This window comes from Microvirgula aerodenitrificans DSM 15089 (assembly GCF_000620105.1).
Classification (GTDB): domain Bacteria; phylum Pseudomonadota; class Gammaproteobacteria; order Burkholderiales; family Aquaspirillaceae; genus Microvirgula; species Microvirgula aerodenitrificans.
Genome location: NZ_JHVK01000005.1, coordinates 46,986 through 64,730, shown reverse-complemented (window position 1 = coordinate 64,730; position 17,745 = coordinate 46,986). Strand labels below are relative to the sequence as shown.

The 17,745-nt window shown below is 66.4% G+C and carries 15 protein-coding genes; 3 read left to right on the top strand and 12 right to left on the bottom strand.

Going from position 1 to position 17,745, the window contains the following annotated elements:
- Window positions 1–47 precede the first annotated feature (47 nt).
- The 3 genes from Q352_RS0107270 to cphA (Q352_RS0107260) all read right to left on the bottom strand — a co-directional run bounded on the left by Q352_RS0107270 (window position 48) and on the right by cphA (Q352_RS0107260) (window position 6,463).
- A complete protein-coding gene (locus Q352_RS0107270; RefSeq protein WP_028498777.1) occupies window positions 48–1,004 on the bottom strand; it encodes a calcium-binding protein in 957 nt (318 codons plus the stop codon).
- 212 nt (window positions 1,005–1,216) lie between these two features.
- Window positions 1,217–3,805 carry a cyanophycin synthetase gene (gene cphA, locus Q352_RS0107265; RefSeq protein ID WP_028498776.1) on the bottom strand — a complete coding sequence of 863 codons (2,589 nt, stop codon included), beginning with the start codon at window positions 3,803–3,805 and terminating at the stop codon, window positions 1,217–1,219.
- 27 nt (window positions 3,806–3,832) lie between these two features.
- The gene (gene cphA / locus Q352_RS0107260) at window positions 3,833–6,463 is read right to left on the bottom strand and encodes a cyanophycin synthetase (protein ID WP_028498775.1); all 2,631 of its coding nucleotides are present in this window, start codon (window positions 6,461–6,463) and stop codon (window positions 3,833–3,835) included.
- Window positions 6,464–7,030: 567 nt separating this feature from the next.
- Here cphA (Q352_RS0107260) and Q352_RS0107255 point away from each other — a divergent pair.
- Window positions 7,031–9,325, top strand: a complete 2,295-nt coding sequence (locus Q352_RS0107255; protein WP_028498774.1) for a cyanophycin metabolism-associated ABC transporter — start codon at window positions 7,031–7,033, stop codon at window positions 9,323–9,325.
- Between the two features lie 11 nt (window positions 9,326–9,336).
- Entirely contained in the window at window positions 9,337–9,807 is a 471-nt protein-coding gene (locus tag Q352_RS0107250; protein ID WP_028498773.1) for a cyanophycin metabolism-associated DUF1854 family protein, read from the top strand.
- A 202-nt stretch (window positions 9,808–10,009) separates the two neighbouring features.
- Here the strand turns inward: Q352_RS0107250 and Q352_RS20165 are convergent, their stop codons facing one another.
- The 6 genes from Q352_RS20165 to Q352_RS0107220 form a co-directional block, all read right to left on the bottom strand.
- Window positions 10,010–10,912, bottom strand: a complete 903-nt coding sequence (locus Q352_RS20165; protein WP_036385606.1) for an alpha/beta fold hydrolase — start codon at window positions 10,910–10,912, stop codon at window positions 10,010–10,012.
- Between the two features lie 56 nt (window positions 10,913–10,968).
- Window positions 10,969–11,418, bottom strand: coding sequence for an RES family NAD+ phosphorylase (locus Q352_RS0107240; protein ID WP_028498772.1), 450 nt, complete (start codon window positions 11,416–11,418; stop codon window positions 10,969–10,971).
- The gene (locus tag Q352_RS20160) at window positions 11,415–11,870 is read right to left on the bottom strand and encodes an Xre family toxin-antitoxin system antitoxin (protein WP_051528754.1); all 456 of its coding nucleotides are present in this window, start codon (window positions 11,868–11,870) and stop codon (window positions 11,415–11,417) included. Before Q352_RS20160 ends, Q352_RS0107240 begins: the two co-directional genes overlap by 4 nt.
- A 127-nt stretch (window positions 11,871–11,997) precedes the next feature.
- The gene (locus Q352_RS20155) at window positions 11,998–13,248 is read right to left on the bottom strand and encodes a mechanosensitive ion channel family protein (RefSeq protein WP_051528753.1); all 1,251 of its coding nucleotides are present in this window, start codon (window positions 13,246–13,248) and stop codon (window positions 11,998–12,000) included.
- A 119-nt stretch (window positions 13,249–13,367) separates the two neighbouring features.
- The gene (dkgB, locus tag Q352_RS0107225) at window positions 13,368–14,177 is read right to left on the bottom strand and encodes a 2,5-didehydrogluconate reductase DkgB (RefSeq protein ID WP_028498771.1); all 810 of its coding nucleotides are present in this window, start codon (window positions 14,175–14,177) and stop codon (window positions 13,368–13,370) included.
- Window positions 14,178–14,215: 38 nt separating this feature from the next.
- Entirely contained in the window at window positions 14,216–15,424 is a 1,209-nt protein-coding gene (locus Q352_RS0107220; protein WP_028498770.1) for an MFS transporter, read from the bottom strand.
- Window positions 15,425–15,520: 96 nt separating this feature from the next.
- Here Q352_RS0107220 and Q352_RS20150 point away from each other — a divergent pair, with 96 nt between their 5' ends.
- Window positions 15,521–16,444: a LysR family transcriptional regulator gene (locus Q352_RS20150; RefSeq protein ID WP_051528752.1), complete on the top strand. Its 924-nt coding sequence runs from the start codon at window positions 15,521–15,523 to the stop codon at window positions 16,442–16,444.
- On the opposite strand, the gene Q352_RS0107210 is transcribed toward Q352_RS20150, so the two are convergent.
- Genes Q352_RS0107210 through Q352_RS0107200 form a run of 3 tightly spaced genes read right to left on the bottom strand, consistent with a single transcriptional unit; the run spans window position 16,419 to window position 17,645 of the window.
- On the bottom strand, window positions 16,419–16,784 hold the full coding sequence (locus Q352_RS0107210; protein ID WP_028498769.1) for a hemerythrin domain-containing protein: 366 nt from the start codon (window positions 16,782–16,784) through the stop codon (window positions 16,419–16,421). The genes Q352_RS20150 and Q352_RS0107210 overlap by 26 nt on opposite strands.
- Window positions 16,781–17,401, bottom strand: coding sequence for a hypothetical protein (locus tag Q352_RS0107205; RefSeq protein ID WP_028498768.1), 621 nt, complete (start codon window positions 17,399–17,401; stop codon window positions 16,781–16,783). Before Q352_RS0107205 ends, Q352_RS0107210 begins: the two co-directional genes overlap by 4 nt.
- A gap of 7 nt (window positions 17,402–17,408) precedes the next feature.
- A complete protein-coding gene (locus Q352_RS0107200; protein ID WP_028498767.1) occupies window positions 17,409–17,645 on the bottom strand; it encodes a DUF2249 domain-containing protein in 237 nt (78 codons plus the stop codon).
- Between the last annotated feature and the right edge of the window lie 100 nt (window positions 17,646–17,745).

The window sequence follows — 17,745 nt, the reverse complement described above, 5'->3', positions numbered from 1 at the left end:
AACGCCGCTTTTCCGCGAGGGAAAGCGGCGTTCTGACGTCCGTCTGCCTATGACCAGCTGGCCGCCATCACCGGCGCCAGCGTGTCGCGGTACGCTGCCGGCAGTGTGGTCTGGCCGGCGGCGGGCGGGGAGAAGGCCGCCATGGCCGTGACCAGCTGGTCGACCTGGTGGTCGATCCGGCGCTGCCCGGCCGCTTCCAACTGGTCTCCGTTCCAGACCGTGCCATCGTTGAATACCAGCTGCTCGATGCGCTGGTGTGGCGAGTCGTACCAGCCGGCAATGGTGATCCGGTCGCCGCCGGGACCGTAGTCCAGAACCAGACTGGCAAGCTCGCGGCTGACGGAAACGTCGGCCGGCGCGATGCCGGCACCCAGCACGATGCGATCGGTGGCGGTATCGTACTCGGGGCAATCGTAATACCCGTTTTCCCGGACGGTATCGATGCCGTCACCAGGGGAAAAGTAGTAGTTGTCGGCGCCGGTACCGCCGTAAAGCTGGTCGTTGCCGCGTCCGCCCTCAAGGTGGTTGGCGCTGTCGGGGTTGGCGCCGGGCTCGAGGCGGAACCAGTAATGGTCCGCAATCAGCAGGTCATCGCCAGCGCCACCGAGCAGGAAATCGCTGCCGCCGTTGCCGATCAGCATGTCGTCACCGGCGCCGCCGGCGATGCCATCGTCCGCGCTGCTGCCCCAGCCGATGTCCGCGGCCGCTCCGCCGAGCAGGATGTCGATGCTGCCGGGGCCGCCAGTCGCGCCGCTGTCCGGACTGAAGAACGTGGCGGCGTTGCCGTCGACGAGGCCGGCATGGGCATTGGCCAGCATGCGCTGTACGCCGGGATGTTGCGGGTGCAGCGCCGTGGCGACCTGCAGCAGTGACAGGTGGGACAGGACCTGTTCCGGATTGTGCTGGCGCCAGTCGGCAGATTGCAGCTGCCCGATCAGCGGGGTGAGGCTGGCGACGGGATGGTTGGCAAGGTCGATCTGGAGGGGGCTGGGTGCGGTCTGCATGCGGATTCTCCCTGTGCGGTCGTGGTATGACCGGAAGACTTCACGCTACGCCGACGGGATTCGGGCTGTCATTCAGACAATCCCCTGTTTTTCATTGGAAAACTCTGATTGTCCATCCCGTTTTTCTGCCGGTATGCAGCCCGGTTTACACGGGGAAATGAAAACGCCGCTTTCCCGTTACGGGAAAGCAGCGTTCCGGCCTGGCTGTCGTGTCAGGCGGCGATGCCGTCGTTCGCCTCGCGGATGCGGTTGGCGATATGGGCCAGCGCTTCCTCGACCTGGTCGATCAGGATCAGGCACAGGTCTCCGGGGCGCAGATGCGACAGGGCGGTGTCGATGGCGAGGAATTCGCCATGGATTTCCTCGATCGCAGTGGTGCGCCTGGCGCCGGCCAGCCCCTGGTGCAGCAGGGCGAGCACTTCGCCGTCGGCGCGGCCGCGCTGGCAGGCGTCCTGATACAGGATGACTTCGTCGAACGCGTCGCCGAGGATCTCGGTCTGCTGACGGATGTCCTGGTCGCGGCGGTCGCCGGCGCCGCTGATCACCACCGAGCGGCGCTTGGCCGGCATGGTTTCGATCGCGCGGGTCAGGGCCAGGATCGCGTCCGGGTTGTGACCGTAGTCGGCGATCAGGGTGGCGCCGTTGTACTCGAACAGGTTGAAGCGGCCCGGCGCGGTGTCGGCATCGCTGACGAAGGAGCGCAGGCCGGCACGGATGGTGTTCCAGTCGGTGCCGAGTGCCCAGGCGCCAGCGACGCAGGCCAGGGTGTTTTCGACCTGGAAGCCGATCCGGCCGCCGGCGGTCAGCGGGATGTCGGCCAGGGCAAGGCGGACTTCGCTGCTGCCCTGTGCGGCGACGATGTCACCGCCGTCGACGTAGATCACGCGCTTGCCCTGGGCGCGGTGCGACACCATGACCGGCAGGGTCGGGTCGATGGCGAAGTAGGTGACCTGGCCCGGGCAGGCGTCGGCCATGTGTGCCACCAGTGGATCGGCTGCATTCAGCACGGCCATGCCGGTGGTCGATACATTGCGCACGATGATGCTCTTCAGCACCGCCAGGTCTTCCAGCGTCGAAATGTAGTTCAGGCCGAGGTGATCGCCCATGCCGACGTTGGTGACGATGGCGACGTCACAGACATCGAAACCGAGCCCTTCGCGCAGCAGGCCGCCACGCGCGGTCTCGAACACGGCAGCGTCGACGTCCGGGTGGAACAGCACATTGCGCGCACTGCGCGGACCGCTGCAGTCGCCGGTATCGGTGCGACGGCCGTTGATGTAGACGCCGTCAGTATTGGTCATGGCGACGCGCTTGCCGGTCTGCGCCAGCAGGTGGGCGGACAGGCGCACGGTGGTGGTCTTGCCATTGGTGCCGGAGACGGCGATGACCGGGATGCGGCCGTTGTCGCCGGGGGCGAACATCGACGAGATCACCGCTTCGCCGACATCGCGGCCCTTGCCGAACGACGGCTGGATATGCATGCGCAGGCCGGGGGCGGCGTTGACTTCGACAATGCCGCCGCCCTGTTCTTCCAGCGGACGCAGCACGCTGTCGCAGACCACGTCGACGCCGGCAATGTCGAGGCCGATGGTTCGCGCTGCCGCGATGGCGCGCGCCGCCAGTTCCGGGTGGACGTCGTCGGTCACATCGGTGGCGCTGCCGCCGGTGGACAGGTTGGCATTGTTGCGCAACACGACGCGCTGGCCGCGGGCCGGCACGCTGTCGGCGTCCAGGCCCTGGGTCTGCAGGGTGGCCAGGGCGATGTCGTCGAGGCGGATGCGGGTCAGTGAGGTCGAGTGGCCGCTGCCGCGACGCGGGTCGAGGTTGACCACGTCGATCAGCTCGCGCACCGTCAGGGCGCCATCACCGACCACTTGCGGCGGTTCGCGCCGCGCGGCGGCAACCAGCTGGTCGCCAACCACCAGCAGGCGGTAGTCATGGCCGGGAATAAAGCGTTCAACCAGCACATGGCTGCTGATTTCCGACGCTGCCGCGTAGGCGGCCAGCACCTGGTCGTGGGTCGAGATATTGACCGCAACGCCCTTGCCCTGATTGCCGTCCTGCGGCTTGATCACCACCGCGCCGCCGATTTCCTGCACGGCGGCCCAGCAGTCGTCGACATCGGTCACGGTGCGGCCGTTCGGCACCGGCACGCCGGCGGCGTGCAGCAGCACCTTGGTCAGTTCCTTGTCCTGGGCGATCGCCTCGGCGATGGCGCTGGTGCTGTCGACTTCGGCGGCCTGGATGCGGCGTTGCTTGCTGCCCCAGCCGAACTGGACCAGGCTGCCCTTGGTCAGGCGGCGGAACGGAATGCCGTGGGCAACGGCGGCGTCGACGATATTGCCGGTGCTCGGTCCGAGCCGGACATCCTCGTCCAGATCGCGCAGGGCAGCCAGGGCGGCCTGCACGTCGAACGGCTGGCCGGCGTCGGCGGCCTTCAGCAGCGCTTCGGCCTGCTCGAAGGCCAGCCGGCCGACTTCTTCCTCGGTGTATTCGACCACGACCTGGTAGATGCCGGCTTCCAGCGTTGCCGTGGTGCGGCTGAAGCTGACCGGACAGCCGGCGCGTGCCTGCAGCGCCAGGGCGACGGCTTCCAGTGCATGGGCCATCGACACGGTTTCATCGTGGCGCAGGGTCTTCAGGGCGCCGAGTTCCGGGAACAGCCCGCGCAACCGGTCTTCGAACCCGGCCATCCCGGCCAGCGTGCGTTCGGTGTCGGTGCAGGCGACGATGGCTTCGATCGCCGTGTACCGGCTCCACAGGTTCGGGCCGCGCAGAGCGCGGATACGGGAGACTTCCATTTTGAGATGCGTCCTGTCCGGTAGGGCTTAGCGGTTGTTCGGGGTTTGCTGGCCAGCCCACTGGCGGACAGCGTTGAGTACGGGCCGGGGATTCCCCTCGCCGCACTGGATGATCAGGCATTCGCCGGCCGACAGGGCGGCCAGGGCATCGTCGACGGCGCGCGTCGCATCGCTTTCCTCGCGGATGTCGCTGGCGCGGATCGCCTGTGCCAGCCCCTGGCGCAGCAGGGCGCGGGCGGCGCCTGCCGGGCGCTGCGACGATACGGTGGCGTCGTCGGTCAGCACGATGCGGTCGAAGGCGGCGCCAAGGATTTCGCCCTGGCGGACCAGATCTTCGTCGCGGCGGTCGACGCCGCCGCCGTAGACGACGGTGCGATGGCTGCACGGGAAGCGGCCGAGCGCATCGACCAGCGCCTGCAGCGCGGCCGGATTGTGGGCGTCGTCGACGATCACGGTCGAACCCTGGCTCTCGAATACCGAGAAGCGGCCGGTGGCATCGTGACGGTCCGGCTCGAAGGTGACGATGCCGGCGCGAATCAGGTCGGTCGACAGGCCCATCGACCACGCGGCGGCAATGGCGGCCAGCACGTTTTCGGTCTGGAAGGCGACGCGGCCGCCACGGGTCAGCGGGAAGTCGTCAACCTGGGCCAGCACGATTTCATCGCTGCCGGTGGCCAGCACGACCTGTTCGTCGCGGACCACGACGGCACGCTTGCCGGCAGCCAGATGTTCCTGCACCACCGGCAGGTCGGCGTCGAGGGCGAAGTAGATCACTTCGCCGTCGCACAGCGCAGCCATCTCGGCCACGTCCGTGTCGCGGGCATTGAGGATGGCGGCGCCGGTCGGCAGTACCACGTCGATCTGGGTGCGCAGCACGTTGAACATGCGATCCGCAGTATCGATATGGTTGTCGCCAAGGTGATCCGGGTTGTCGATATTGGTGATGATGCCGACCTGGCAGCGGTCGTAGGCGAGGCCGTCGTTCAGCAGCGCGCCGCTGTCGTTCTCGAACACGGCGGCATCGACCGCACGGTTCATCAGAATGCGGCGGGCGGCGTCCCAGTTTGCGCTGTCGCGGGTTTCCACCTGGCGACGGTCGAGGAACAGGCCGTCGCTGCAGGCCAGGCCGACGTGGGCGCCGCTGAGGCGCAGCAGACGGGCGACCAGGCGGGCGACCACGGTCTTGCCGTTGCTGCCGGTGATGCCGACGATCGGGATACGGCCGTCTTCGCCTTCCGGGAACAGATGGGCGGCGATGGCGCGGCCGACCGGGCGCGGGGTGCCGTCGGCCGGGCGCAGGTGCATCAGCAGGCCCGGGCCGGCGTTGACTTCGACGATGGCGCCGCGCTGTTCTTCCAGCGGGCGGGTGATGTCACGGGTGACCAGGTCGACGCCGGCGATGTCCAGACCCACGGTGCGCGCGGCCAGCGACACGGCGGCGGCGACTTCCGGGTGGACGATGTCGGTTACGTCGAAGGCGACGTTGCCGTTGCGCTGGATCAGCACGTCGACCCCGGCGGGCACGACCGAATCCGGTTCGAAGCCCTGACGCTTGAGGTCGAGACGGGCGGCGGTGTCGAGGCGCACGGTGTTCAGCGGATGGTCTTCGGTGCGGCCGCGGCGCGGATCGCTGTTCAACTGGCTGTCGATCAGCTCGCGCACGGTTTCGCGGCCGTTGCCGACCACCCAGGCTTCTTCGCCGCGGGCGGCGGCGACCAGCTTGCCACCGACTACCAGCAGGCGGTGCTCCAGACCTTCGACAAAGCGTTCGACGATCACGCCGCTGCCTTCGTCGATGGCGACCTTGTACGCGGCTTCGACTTCTTCGCGGGTGTTCAGGTTGGTGAACACGCCGCGGCCGTGGTTGCCGTCATACGGCTTGACCACCACCGGCACGCCGATTTCCTCGGCGGCTTCCCACGCGTCTTCCGGGCTGCGCACGTAGCGACCTTCCGGGACCGGTACGCCACAGGCTTCGAGCAGGGTCTTGGTCAGGTCCTTGTCGCGCGAAATGCTTTCGGCGATGGCGCTGGTGCGGTCGGTCTCGGCGGTCCAGATCCGGCGCTGGCGTGCGCCATAGCCGAGCTGGACCAGGTTGCCGGTGTTCAGGCGGAAATACGGGATATCGCGGTCGTCGGCGGCATCGACGATGCAGGCCGTGCTCGGGCCGAGGCAATGGTCGTCGACCAGGTCGCGCAGCGTGTCGACCACGGCGGCGACATCGAACGGGCGGTCTTCGATGGCGGCCATGACCAGATCGCGCGCGGCGTACAGGGCGGCGCGGGTGACATCTTCGTGCCAGGCGCGGACCACGACCTTGTACACGCCGCGGATCGGGGTTTCGCGTGCCTTGCCGAAACCGCCGGGCATGCCGGCCAGGTTCTGCAGTTCAAGCGTGACATGTTCGAGGATATGGCCCGGCCAGGTGCCTTCTTCGACCCGGCGCAGAAAACCGCCGCGTTCGCCGTAGCTGCAGCGGTGCTCGATCAGCGACGGCAGCCAGCTCGACAGGCGCTCGTAGAAGCCGGGCAGGGTGTTGGACGGGCATTCTTCCAGTTCGCCGATATCGACCCAGGCCTCGAGTACCGGGCGGTAGGTCCACATGTTCGGTCCGCGCAGGGAGATGACGCGGAGAATTTCAATGTCTTTCTTTTTCATGTTCCAAATAATGCCGTAGGTTTCCGTACCTGAAATGTTTCTGATTGGATCAATTTGTATCCGATTATTAATCGTTGATCAGAATGCTATTCAAGTGAGGGGTAAATGAGTTCGAGATGGAAACAAGCAAGTCCTGACTTTGAATCTTTCATTTAAACCTGTGGCCGTATCGCCGACGACCGGTGACAGGGCGGGGCGCACCGGTGGGCGGGGTCTGGCAGCGAGGCATTGGAAGCTCCGAGTAGGAACGGGAGGTACTATACACTTGCTTCTCCAGCAATTAAACTCTAGGCGGATTCAAGTTTCATCGCGGTCCGGATGCGCTAAATCCTTGTTGTGAAACCGTCTGCGGAATCTGAATGGCCGGTGACGCACAATTCATTACAAACTATTTCAATTCTCGCAAGCGCATTGCAGCGATTGTGAAGTCGATTGAATGTAATGGTGTGTAATGAATTGAAATGAATTGCACGTGAACGGTCCGTTCTTCTGCGTGCAGTCATCGTCTCCCGGACAGGCAGCTTCACCACGGTCGGGCCCGTTGCCCTTCTCGCCAGAAATCAGCTAATGACAAATCATTTATCCGTAGCAAACGTCCACTCCCGCAGCACGCTGCCCGACGAATGGCAACATGAAGTGCAATCCAGCCTGTCGGTCGGAGAAACCGTGCTGGCGTGGCTGGAAGTCGATCTGGACCGGCGACTGCATTTCCAGCCGGGCATGGTGATCGTGACCGATCGCCGCCTGCTGGCGCGAGCGCCGGACAGCAAGAGCTGGAAGATCTGGGGCTATCGCGAGGGCCTGGCCCTGCGCCTGAGCGACCATGCCGGCGTCGGCGCGATCGAGCTGGTCGACGGCGAGTCCCGCCTGGCCGACTGGCGCTTCACGCTGGGACTGAACCCGGCCGCGCTGCGGCTGGTTGACCAGTTCACGCTGCACCGCGACCGTTATCTGGCCGGCCTGCCGGCTGCCGAACTTGCAGTCAGCGCCGTCTGCCCGAACTGCAATGCGACACTGGCGTCGGCGGATGCCGACTGCCCGCACTGCAGCGGCGAGACCGGCACGCCGCCGACCACCTGGACGCTGTTCCGGCTGTGGCGCTTTGCCCGCCCGTACCGCGGCCGGCTGCTGACCGCCTTCGTGCTGACGCTGCTGTCGACGGCAGCAACGCTGGTCGCGCCATACCTGACCATGCCGCTGATGGACAAGGTGCTGATCCCGTACCAGAACGGTACGCCGATCGACACCGGGCTGGTCAAGCTGTACCTGCTCGGCCTGTTCGGTTCGGCGCTGTTCGCCTGGGTACTGGGCTGGGGGCGAACCTATATCCTGGCGCTGGTCAGTGAACGCATTGGCGCGGACCTGCGCACCTCGACCTACGAACACCTGCTGAAATTGTCACTGCAGTATTTTGGTGGCAAGCGCACCGGCGACCTGATGGCGCGCATCGGCTCGGAAAGCGACCGCATCTGCATCTTCCTGTCGCTGCACCTGATGGATTTCGCCACCGACGTGCTGATGATCATCATGACGGCGGCGATCCTGTTCTCGATCAATCCGTGGCTGGCACTGGTCACGCTGCTGCCGTTGCCCTTCATCGCCTGGATGATCCATCTGGTCCGCGACCGCCTGCGCCACGGCTTCGAGAAGATCGACCGCATCTGGTCCGAAGTGACCAATGTGCTGGCCGATACCATTCCCGGCATCCGCGTGGTCAAGGCCTTTGCCCAGGAGAAACGGGAAACCAGGCGCTTCCGCGAAGCCAACCGTCACTATCTGACCGTCAACGACCGGGTCAACAAGGTCTGGTCGCTGTTCTCGCCGACCGTGACCCTGCTGACCGAAATCGGCCTGCTGGTGGTGTGGGCATTCGGCATCTGGCTGGTGTCGCATGACCAGATCACCGTCGGTGTGCTGACCGCGTTCCTGACCTATATCAGCCGCTTCTACACCCGGCTGGATTCGATGAGCCGCATCGTGTCGGTGACGCAGAAGGCTGCCGCTGGCGCCAAGCGCATCTTCGACATCCTCGACCATGTATCCAGCGTGCCGGAGGCGAGCCACCCGGTGTCGGTCGGCAATGTCAGCGGCAAGATCGAGCTGCGCGACGTCGGCTTCCGCTACGGCAGCCGCTCGGTGATCCGCAACCTGAATCTGACCATCCAGCCGGGCGAGATGATCGGTCTGGTCGGCCACAGCGGTTCCGGCAAGAGCACGCTGGTCAACCTGATCTGCCGTTTCTATGACGTGGCCGATGGTGCCATCCTGGTCGATGGCGAGGATATCCGCTCGCTGCGGGTGGCCGACTTCCGCCGCAATATCGGTCTGGTGCTGCAGGAGCCGTTCCTGTTCTTCGGCACGATTGCCGACAACATCGCTTATGGCAAGCCGGATGCGACCCGCGAGGAAATCGTCGCCGCCGCCCGTGCCGCCCATGCCCACGAATTCATCCTGCGCCTGCCGCACGGCTACGATTCGCTGGTCGGCGAACGCGGCCAGGCCCTGTCCGGTGGCGAGCGCCAGCGCATCTCGATTGCCCGTGCGCTGCTGATCAACCCGAGCATCCTGATTCTCGACGAGGCGACGGCATCGGTCGATACCGAAACCGAGAAGGAAATCCAGAAGGCGCTCGACAACCTGGTGCGCGGCCGCACCACCATTGCCATTGCCCACCGCCTGTCCACGCTGCGTCGTGCCAGCCGGCTGGTGGTGATGGACAAGGGCGAGATCGTCGAAGTGGGCGGGCACGAGGAACTGATCGCCCGCGAAGGGGCGTACTACCGCCTGTACCAGGCGCAACAGCGCCAGGTGGAAGCCGAGGGCGTGTCGGAAGGCGCGCTGTCGGAAACCGTGGACGATTGAGAAAGACACCGATGACCGAAACCGATTTCAGCCTCGACCGCAACGCCTTCGGCCGCCTGGTGCTGACCACTGCCGACGGCACGGTGCACGAGAATGTCGTCCCGGTGCGCGCGTTCCCGATTGCCGCGCCCGACGACGGCCTGTCACTGCTCAGCCATGACGGCAAGGAACTGGTCTGGATCTCGCGGCCATCCGCGCTGCCGGCCGCCCCGCGCGCGCTGATCGAGGAAGAACTGGCCGGGCGCGAGTTCATGCCGGAGATCCGGCGTCTGAGCGCGGTGTCCGGGTTTGCCTGCCCGTGCGTGTGGTATGTCGATACCGACCGCGGCGAAACCGCCTTCGTGCTGAAGGGCGAGGAAGACATCCGTCGCCTGGCACCGCCGAATCTGCTGATTACCGACAACAACGGCATCCACTATCTGGTCCGCGACATGAACGCGCTGGACAAGACCAGCCGCAAGCTGCTGGACCGGTTCCTGTAAGGGCCGGCCTTGTGCCAGTCAGCTTGCTGACCAACCCGCGCGTGGGTGAAAGGCTTGAGGAACTCGAACCGCGTGAAGTCCGCAGGATTTTCGTCGGGCACTGCGAAATGCGGCATGAAATCCAGGCACCCATCCCCTACGTTCTGCGGTTGTGGCATGCGCGCGAAAACCGGCAGGCGTGCCCGGGACTTGCGCCGATGCTTCAGCCTGCCTTGCCGTATGCCGTGGTTTCCAGCAGAAACGCCTCCACCGCTGCCGCAACCGCCTCGGGCTGGTCCTGCTGGACCATGTGACCGGCGTTGGCGATGCTGGCTTCGCGCAGGTCGGCGAAGCCGTCGCGGCGCTCGCGCATCAGTTCCAGAATATTGAAGGTCAGGCTGTTCGGCTCCGGCGAGTCGCCGGCCAGCCACAGCACCGGGCAGGTGATATGGCGCCAGCAGGCCCTGGCTTCTTCCAGCCGGTACAGCACCGGGTTGACCATCTTGTGCTTCGGGTCGGCGCGATAGCGCAGCTCGCCATCGTCGCCGGTTTCGGTCCAGTGCCCGGCCAGCCAGGCGGCGCGGTCCGGGCGCAGGAAGGGCTGGCGTTTCAGCATCTTGGCCACCAGTGCCTGCAGGTCGCCGATCGGGCCGAAGCGCATGCCTGAACGTTTCTGCGCCAGCCAGCGCGCATAGCGGGCCGGCGCTTCGTCGGGTGAGGTCGCCGGCAGGCCGAAGCCTTCGATCGAGACCAGCGCCGCCACGCGTTCGGGCCGGATGCCGGCATACAGGCTGGCCACCATGCCGCCCATGCTGTGGCCGACCAGTCGCACTGGAGCCTGCGGGGAGTAGTGTTCGAGGATCGCGTCGAGGTCGGCCAGGTAATCAGCGGCGAAATAGCTGCCGGTATTGTGCTGGGAGGCGCCAAAACCGCGCCAGTCCGGTGCAATGATGTCCCAGTCGTGCGCCAGCGCGTCGACCATGAACTGGAAGGTGGCCGAATGGTCCATCCAGCCATGCAGCAGGAACAGTCGCGGCGCGCCGGGTGTGCCCCAGCGGCGGATGTGATGACGCAGGCCATGGGCGGACAGGAATTCGCTGCGGGACGGGTGTACGGATATCGGCATGGTGGGCGCAGTTTACCGCAGCGCCGCATGGGCGGGCAGGGTGGCAGGAACAGTTGTCAGCGGCGAGGCGACAGGCGCGGGTCCAGCGGCGGGGCCTGCACCGACACGATCCGGCAGGCGCTGGCGGCCGGGTGGGCCGGGTTCAGCAAATAGTTGCTGCCGTCCACCGTCAGTGCGCTCGGTACCTGCAGCAGCGCGGACGGCGCCTGCTCCAGCCAGGCGTCGCCGATCCGGCGGGTCAGCTGCGGCTGTTCGCGCCAGTCGTCGGGCAGGGCACTGATGTCGGCATGCAACAGGGATGCCGGTTCCGGGATGTCGATCTGCAGCAACGGGTAGTGGCGCGGGAAGACGTCCAGTTCCAGATGCACCAGCATCTCCAGCATGGCCGACGCGGAATGGTCGGCCAGGTAGACGACCGGCCGGCCGGGCGAGTGCCAGCGCCCCCCGGCGCGCAGCCCGCCCTGACCGCGCAGGTCGGCATGGCGGCTGATCCGCCACAGCCTCATGCGAAGTAGCCTTCGTCGATCTGGATCAGCGCGGTTTCGGCCAGCCGCGCACCCTGCTCGGTGCGGGAGATCTCCAGCGGTGACTGCTCGTCGAAACGTCGCAGCGGCTTGCGCATCCAGTCGGTGGCCAGATGGCGGTCGCCGAATACCTGCTCGGCCAGCGCCAGCAGGCTGGCCACCCGCACCGCACGCTCGGATTCCTCGCGCGTCAGCGACTCGTGCCGGGCCAGCCGGTGGGTCAGCGTACGCGGGTTGATGACGAAATCCAGCTCCTTGCGGGTCAGTCCGGAGCGGACCAGATTGTCGATCACGCCCGGCGACACCCCGGCGCTGACCATGCCGGCCAGCGCCAGATCGGTATCCACCGGCTGGCCCAGCAGGACCGACAGTCGCTCGAAGTGGCCGCCGCAGGCGGTCCGGTCCGGGGTCGGTGCAAAGATGGCCTGGGTCATGTCGTGCCCTCCTGGTGCATTGGCGCCACCGCTGGCCGGAATGGCCAATCGGCAATTTGCCGCTTAATTATCGGCAAATTGCCGGTGTGGCGCAATGCGGGCACGCGACCGGCTGCGGCGGCTGCCGCTACGCGGGCCGGGACGATGCCGTTCCGGCATGAGAAGAAGGGCGCAAGGCCGCCCGCAGGTCATTGCCGCTCGGGCTCTGGTACACCGACAGGCCGAACTCCGGCAGGATGGCAAGCAGGTGATCGAACACATCGCCCTGGATGCGCTCGTACTGCGCCCAGACCGTGGTTGCGGTAAAGCAGTACACCTCGATCGGGATGCCTTCCGGCTGCGGCTCCTGCAGCCGCACCATGCAGGTCATGTCGTGGTGGATGTCCGGATGGGCGTCGAGATAGGCCTGGGCATAGGCGCGGAAGGTGCCGATATTGGTCAGCCGGCGCAGATTGGCCGGCGGGACCGCATGGCCCAGCGCGCTGTTGCTGCGGGCCAGCTCCTCGCTCTTGCCGTCCAGATATGGCGCCAGCAGGCGGATGTCGCGCAGCCGCGCCAGATCTGTCTCGTCGAGGAAGCGCACGCCGCCGGCATCAAGCCGCAGCGTGCGCTTGATGCGGCGCCCGCCCGACTGCTGCATGCCGCGCCAGTTGCGGAAGCTCTCCGAGATCAGCCGCCAGGTCGGGATGGTGGTGATGGTCATGTCCCAGTTCTGCACCTTGACCGTATGCAGCGCGATATCGACCACGCTGCCGTCGGCACCGACCTGGGGCATCTCGATCCAGTCACCGACGCTGAGCATGTCGTTGGTGCTCAACTGCACGCTGGCAACCAGTGACAGGATGGTGTCCTTGAACACCAGCAGCAGCACTGCCGACATCGCACCGAGGCCGGACAGCAGGATCAGTGGCGAGCGGTCGATCAGCGTCGACACGATAAAGATCCCGCCCAGTGTGAATACGGCGATCTTGGCCAGTTGCACGAAGCCCTTGATCGAGCGCGTGCGTGCATGCTCGGTACGGGCATAGATCTCCTGCACCCCGTTAAGCAGCGCGCTGACCGCCAGCAGGCAGAACAGGCCGGTGGTTGCCAGTGCCACGTTCAGCAGCACCATTTCCAGCCCGGCCGGCAGCGCCGGCACGAAGCGCAGGCCGAACTGCACCACCAGCGACGGGGTGGCCTGCGCCAGCCGGTGCAGCACGCGCTGTTCGAACAGGATGTCGTCCCATTCCCAGACGCTGCGCCGGGTCATGACATGCACGGCACGAACCAGCACCCGTTCGACCAGGAACTGCGCCACCAGTGCGACCAGCGACAATACCAGCAGCCCGGCCACGCACTGTGCCCATGGCTCGTTCATCCACACTTCCCAATTCATGCTCGTCACTTTCCGTTTCGCCTCCTTGTACAGGGATCGCGCGACGGACCGGCCGGTCCCGCGATCACCGGGCGGGAAACCTTACCATGTGGCGGGCAGTGGGCAAAACCGCGGCAGATTCAGGCGTCCGGGTCCCATTGCGGCGCAAAATCGGGGTTGACCAGTCGTTCGCCCCGCTCCAGGGCGGCGATGGCGGCGCTGTCCGCCGCCGACAGGCGGACCCGTGCCGCCTGCAGATTGGCCTGCAGATGTTCGCGCCGGGTCGAGGACGGAATCACGGCAAAACCCTGCTGCAGCAACCACGACAGCGCGACCTGCGCCGGGCTGGTGTCGTGCTGCACGGCCAGCCGCTGCAGCACCGGGTCGTGCATGACCTTGCCGTAAGCCAGCGGCATGTAGGCGGTGACCGGGATGCCGTTCTCGCCGGCCAGGCGCGCCACGCGGCGGTTCTGCAGGAACGGATGCATCTCGATCTGCACACTGGCGATCCGGTCGGCGCCGACGAGGTCGATGGCCTGCTGCAGCTGGGCGAGGGTGAAGTTGGAAACGCCGATATGCCGGGTCAGCCCGCGTGCCTTTGCTTCGGCCAGCGCGGTCAGCGATTCGGCCAGCGGGATCGCGTCGCCGGGCGATGGCCAGTGGATCAGTGTCAGGTCGACCTGGTCCAGCTGCAGCCTGGTCAGCGAGGCTTCCAGACTCGGCGCCAGCGCGACGGCAGACAGGTTTTCGGTCCAGATCTTGGTGGTGACGAACAACGAGCCGCGGTCGAGGCCGCTGTCGGCAATGGCCTGGCCGACTTCGGCCTCATTGCCGTAGATCTGCGCGGTGTCGATATGGCGGTAGCCGAGTTCGAGGCCGGTACGCACCGAGTCGATGACGGTCTGGCCCTGCAGGCGGAAAGTGCCGAGGCCGATGGCGGGCATGTTCATGATGGATCTGCCTTGTCGTTAGGGTGTTGAAGGGAAAATCAGTCGGCGCAGGCGGTGGCCAGCGCGGCCTCGCCATCTGCCGCGGCGACGGTCCTGCGATCAAGATGGCCGCTGAGTGCGGTCAGCCCGAGCGCGCCGAGCACCACCAGCGCCCCGATCCACGGCGTCTGCATGATGCCGAGATGCGCGACCACCAGCCCGCCGCCCCAGGCGCCGCCGGCGATGCCGAGATTGAAGGCGGCGATATTCAGCCCGGAGGCGACATCCAGCGCACGCGGGGCTTCGCGTTCGGCCTGGCGTACCACGTACAGCTGCAGGCCCGGCACATTGCCGAAGGCGACAGCCCCCCAGGCCAGCACGGTCAGCAGCACCAGCACCTTGCTGCCGGCGGTGAAGGTCAGCGCAAACAGCACCAGCGCCAGGACCAGGAAAATGCGTTTCAGGGCCGGTACCGGGCCGATGCGGTCGGCCAGCCGGCCGCCGTACAGATTGCCGAAGGCCACCGACACACCATAGACCAGCAGCACCAGACTGACGGCATCGGCGCTGAAGCCGGACACCTCGCGCAGAATCGGCGCCAGGAAGGTGAAGGCCGTGAACGTGCCACCGTAACCGACGGCCGTCATGGCATAGACCAGCAGCAGACGGGGCCTGGCCAGCACCCGGAGCTGTTCGGCCAGCGAGGCCGGGCGGGTGTGACGCAGGCCGGACGGCACGAAGGCCAGGCTGCCGAGGAAGGCGATGGCGCCGAGTGCGGACACCAGCAGGAAGGTGTTGCGCCAGCCGAAGTGCTGACCGATGAACGTGCCGAGCGGCACGCCGGTCACCAGGGCCACGGTCAGGCCGGTAAACAGGATGGCGATGGCACCGGCGGCCTTTTCCTTCGGCACCAGCCCGGTGGCGAGCGTCGAGCCGATGGAGAAGAACACGCCGTGGGCCAGACCGGTCAGCACGCGGGCCACGATCAGCGACTCGTAGCCGGGCGCCTGCCAGGCCAGCAGGTTGCCGACGGTGAACAGCGCCATCAGTGACAGCAGCAGGGTCTTGCGCGGCCATTTGCCGCTGAGTGCGGTCAGCACGGGGGCGCCGACGGCGACCCCCAGTGCGTACAGGCTGACCAGCAGGCCGGCGGACGGCAGGTCGACGCCGAGGTCGGTGGCAATGGTGGGAATCAGGCCGACGATAACGAATTCGGTCGTTCCGATGGCAAAGGCGCTGAGGGTCAGCGCCAGCAGGGCGATGGGCATGACGGGACTCCGGGTTGGAATGCCGCGCAGTGTCCCTGATTTACATTTGCAGATTAAGCCCGTTATCCTCGCAAGATAATTGACTGAAAATCAACAATGAACCTGACCCTGGAAGAAGTGCAGGCCTTTGTCGCCGTGGTCGACCACGGCTCGATTACCGCGGCGGCGGCCCAGCTCGGGCTGACCGTGTCCGGTGTCAGTCGTTCGCTGGGACGGCTGGAGGCCAAGCTGGATACCACGCTGCTGCAGCGGACTACGCGCCGGCTGGCGCTGACCGAAGAGGGAGAAGCGTTTCTGCTCCATGCACGCCAGATCCTGGCCGCGGTCGACAATGCCGAAGACCAGATGGCGCTGCGCCGGCAGACGCCGGCCGGCCGCCTGCGAGTCGATGCGGCGTCGCCATTCATGCTGCACGTGCTGGTGCCGCTGGTTGGCGACTTTCGTCGCCTGTATCCGCAGATTGCGCTGGAACTGCACAGCAGCGAGCAGGTCATCGACCTGCTTGAACAGCGCACTGACGTGGCCATCCGCATCGGGCCGCTGCGCGACTCGACCCTGCATGCACGCGCGCTCGGCAGCAGCCGGCTGCAGCTGCTGGCCAGCCCGGCGTATCTTGCCGTGCAGGGCCGGCCGGCCACGGTCGCCGACCTTGACCGTCATGCGCTGCTGGGCTTTACCCGGCCGGACTCGCTGAATGACTGGCCGGTGCGCGACGCGGATGGCGGCTTGCTGCATGTCCGGCCGACACTGGCTGCGTCCAGCGGGGAAACCCTGCGCCAGCTGGCGCTGGCCGGCGAGGGTATCGCCTGCCTGTCGGATTTCATGACCGGTGCCGACCGCCAGGCAGGGACGCTGCTGCCGGTACTGGCAGAGATCACCCTGGACGTGCGTCAGCCGATCCACGCCGTCTATTACCGCAATACCCAGCTGGCGGCACGGATCGCCTGCTTTCTGGATTTCGTCAGCGACCGCATCGGCGCCGACGGGCAGGGGCTTATCCGGGCAGGTGACGCTCGATAAGCGGAAACAGTTCGCGTTCCTCGAAACGGACGTGGGCTTCCAGCGCCGCGGCGAAGTCGGCGATTCGCGCGCTGTCGCCGTTACTGATTGCCGCCAGCTGCGCGCGCAGCTGGCGGTGTTCGGTCAGTGTCCGCTCGCGCAGCGGCCGTTCGTCGTCGGCCAGCAGCAGTGGCAGCCAGTCGCGCTCTTCTTCCTCGAAATGGGTCAGCAGTGCCGGCTGGTCGAGTTGCGCGAACACGCTGACGGCCTGGCCGGCATCGGCGCGTTTCAGGCGCACGGCCAGCGACAGCGCCGGCTGGTGCTCGCGCGACAGCGACTGCAGCAGCGGGTGGCGCTTCATGCCGGCGTGTCCAGCGGGCGCACGACAAAGACCGCCGGGTCATCGGCGTGTTCCAGCAGCAGGCGGCGGACGCGGTCCTGCCAGCTGCGGCGGAAGGCGGCCAGTTCGGCCGGCGAGGCCGTGTCTGACAGGGCGCGCTGCATCAGCGCGCTGCCGTCCGGTGCGGCCGGCACCCGGTCGAGCCGGGCGCTGACGCCGACCGCGGCACCGGTATCGGTGCGACGCAGTTGCAGGGTGTCCGCCGCCCCGGTGCCGAAGTGCAGCGACTGGCGCCGGTCGAAACGTCCGCCGATGCCCTTGAATCCGCCGTCGCCGGTGGCACCGGTCAGCAGCGTGACCACACTGGCGATCACGCCGCACACCCCGTCGGTCTGCGCGGCCGACAGCGCGGCATGCAGCGCGCCGCGCTCCGGCACGCTGTCCGGGTACAGTGCGGCCAGTGCTGCCCGGGTCATCAGGAAGGCCGACGCCACGGTCGGACACGAATGGCCGGCCAGCCGGACCGCGTCCAGATAGCGATAGGTCAGCAGGCCGTCGTCGGTTGCGCCGAGAAAGTCGGCGAGCGGGTCGCGCATGGTGATGCGCGGTGCCTGGTCATACAGTGTGGTCATGGGCATGGCGTGATCAGGCCGCCTGGACGCGGCTGATGCGCACGCGCCATTCGTCCGGGCCCTGTTCCAGATATTGCCAGTCGAACTGCCCGGCGTACTCGGCCATGAACTGGTAGTGCAGCGGCTTCGGGTCGTGGTCATTGCACAGCAGCAGCGACTGGCCGGTTTGCAGGCTGTCGAACGTGCCGAAGATCAGCGGGTGACGGTCGCGCGGCGGGATCTGACGGACATCGATAAGCACTTCACTCATGACGCGGGCTCCTTGAAGGGGATGAACTGGTATGTGGAATGAAGCTTATCTTTTTGTCCGCATCAAAAGCAATATAAAAATTACATCTTTATCGGTGGAA

Coding starts and splice junctions, on each gene's coding strand:
- Q352_RS0107270 (WP_028498777.1), bottom strand. CDS start 1,004: ATGCAGACCGCACCCAGCCCCCTCCAGATCGACCTTGCCAACCATCCC.
- cphA (WP_028498776.1), bottom strand. CDS start 3,805: ATGGAAGTCTCCCGTATCCGCGCTCTGCGCGGCCCGAACCTGTGGAGC.
- cphA (WP_028498775.1), bottom strand. CDS start 6,463: ATGAAAAAGAAAGACATTGAAATTCTCCGCGTCATCTCCCTGCGCGGA.
- Q352_RS0107255 (WP_028498774.1), top strand. CDS start 7,031: ATGACAAATCATTTATCCGTAGCAAACGTCCACTCCCGCAGCACGCTG.
- Q352_RS0107250 (WP_028498773.1), top strand. CDS start 9,337: ATGACCGAAACCGATTTCAGCCTCGACCGCAACGCCTTCGGCCGCCTG.
- Q352_RS20165 (WP_036385606.1), bottom strand. CDS start 10,912: ATGCCGATATCCGTACACCCGTCCCGCAGCGAATTCCTGTCCGCCCAT.
- Q352_RS0107240 (WP_028498772.1), bottom strand. CDS start 11,418: ATGAGGCTGTGGCGGATCAGCCGCCATGCCGACCTGCGCGGTCAGGGC.
- Q352_RS20160 (WP_051528754.1), bottom strand. CDS start 11,870: ATGACCCAGGCCATCTTTGCACCGACCCCGGACCGGACCGCCTGCGGC.
- Q352_RS20155 (WP_051528753.1), bottom strand. CDS start 13,248: ATGAATTGGGAAGTGTGGATGAACGAGCCATGGGCACAGTGCGTGGCC.
- dkgB (WP_028498771.1), bottom strand. CDS start 14,177: ATGAACATGCCCGCCATCGGCCTCGGCACTTTCCGCCTGCAGGGCCAG.
- Q352_RS0107220 (WP_028498770.1), bottom strand. CDS start 15,424: ATGCCCATCGCCCTGCTGGCGCTGACCCTCAGCGCCTTTGCCATCGGA.
- Q352_RS20150 (WP_051528752.1), top strand. CDS start 15,521: ATGAACCTGACCCTGGAAGAAGTGCAGGCCTTTGTCGCCGTGGTCGAC.
- Q352_RS0107210 (WP_028498769.1), bottom strand. CDS start 16,784: ATGAAGCGCCACCCGCTGCTGCAGTCGCTGTCGCGCGAGCACCAGCCG.
- Q352_RS0107205 (WP_028498768.1), bottom strand. CDS start 17,401: ATGCCCATGACCACACTGTATGACCAGGCACCGCGCATCACCATGCGC.
- Q352_RS0107200 (WP_028498767.1), bottom strand. CDS start 17,645: ATGAGTGAAGTGCTTATCGATGTCCGTCAGATCCCGCCGCGCGACCGT.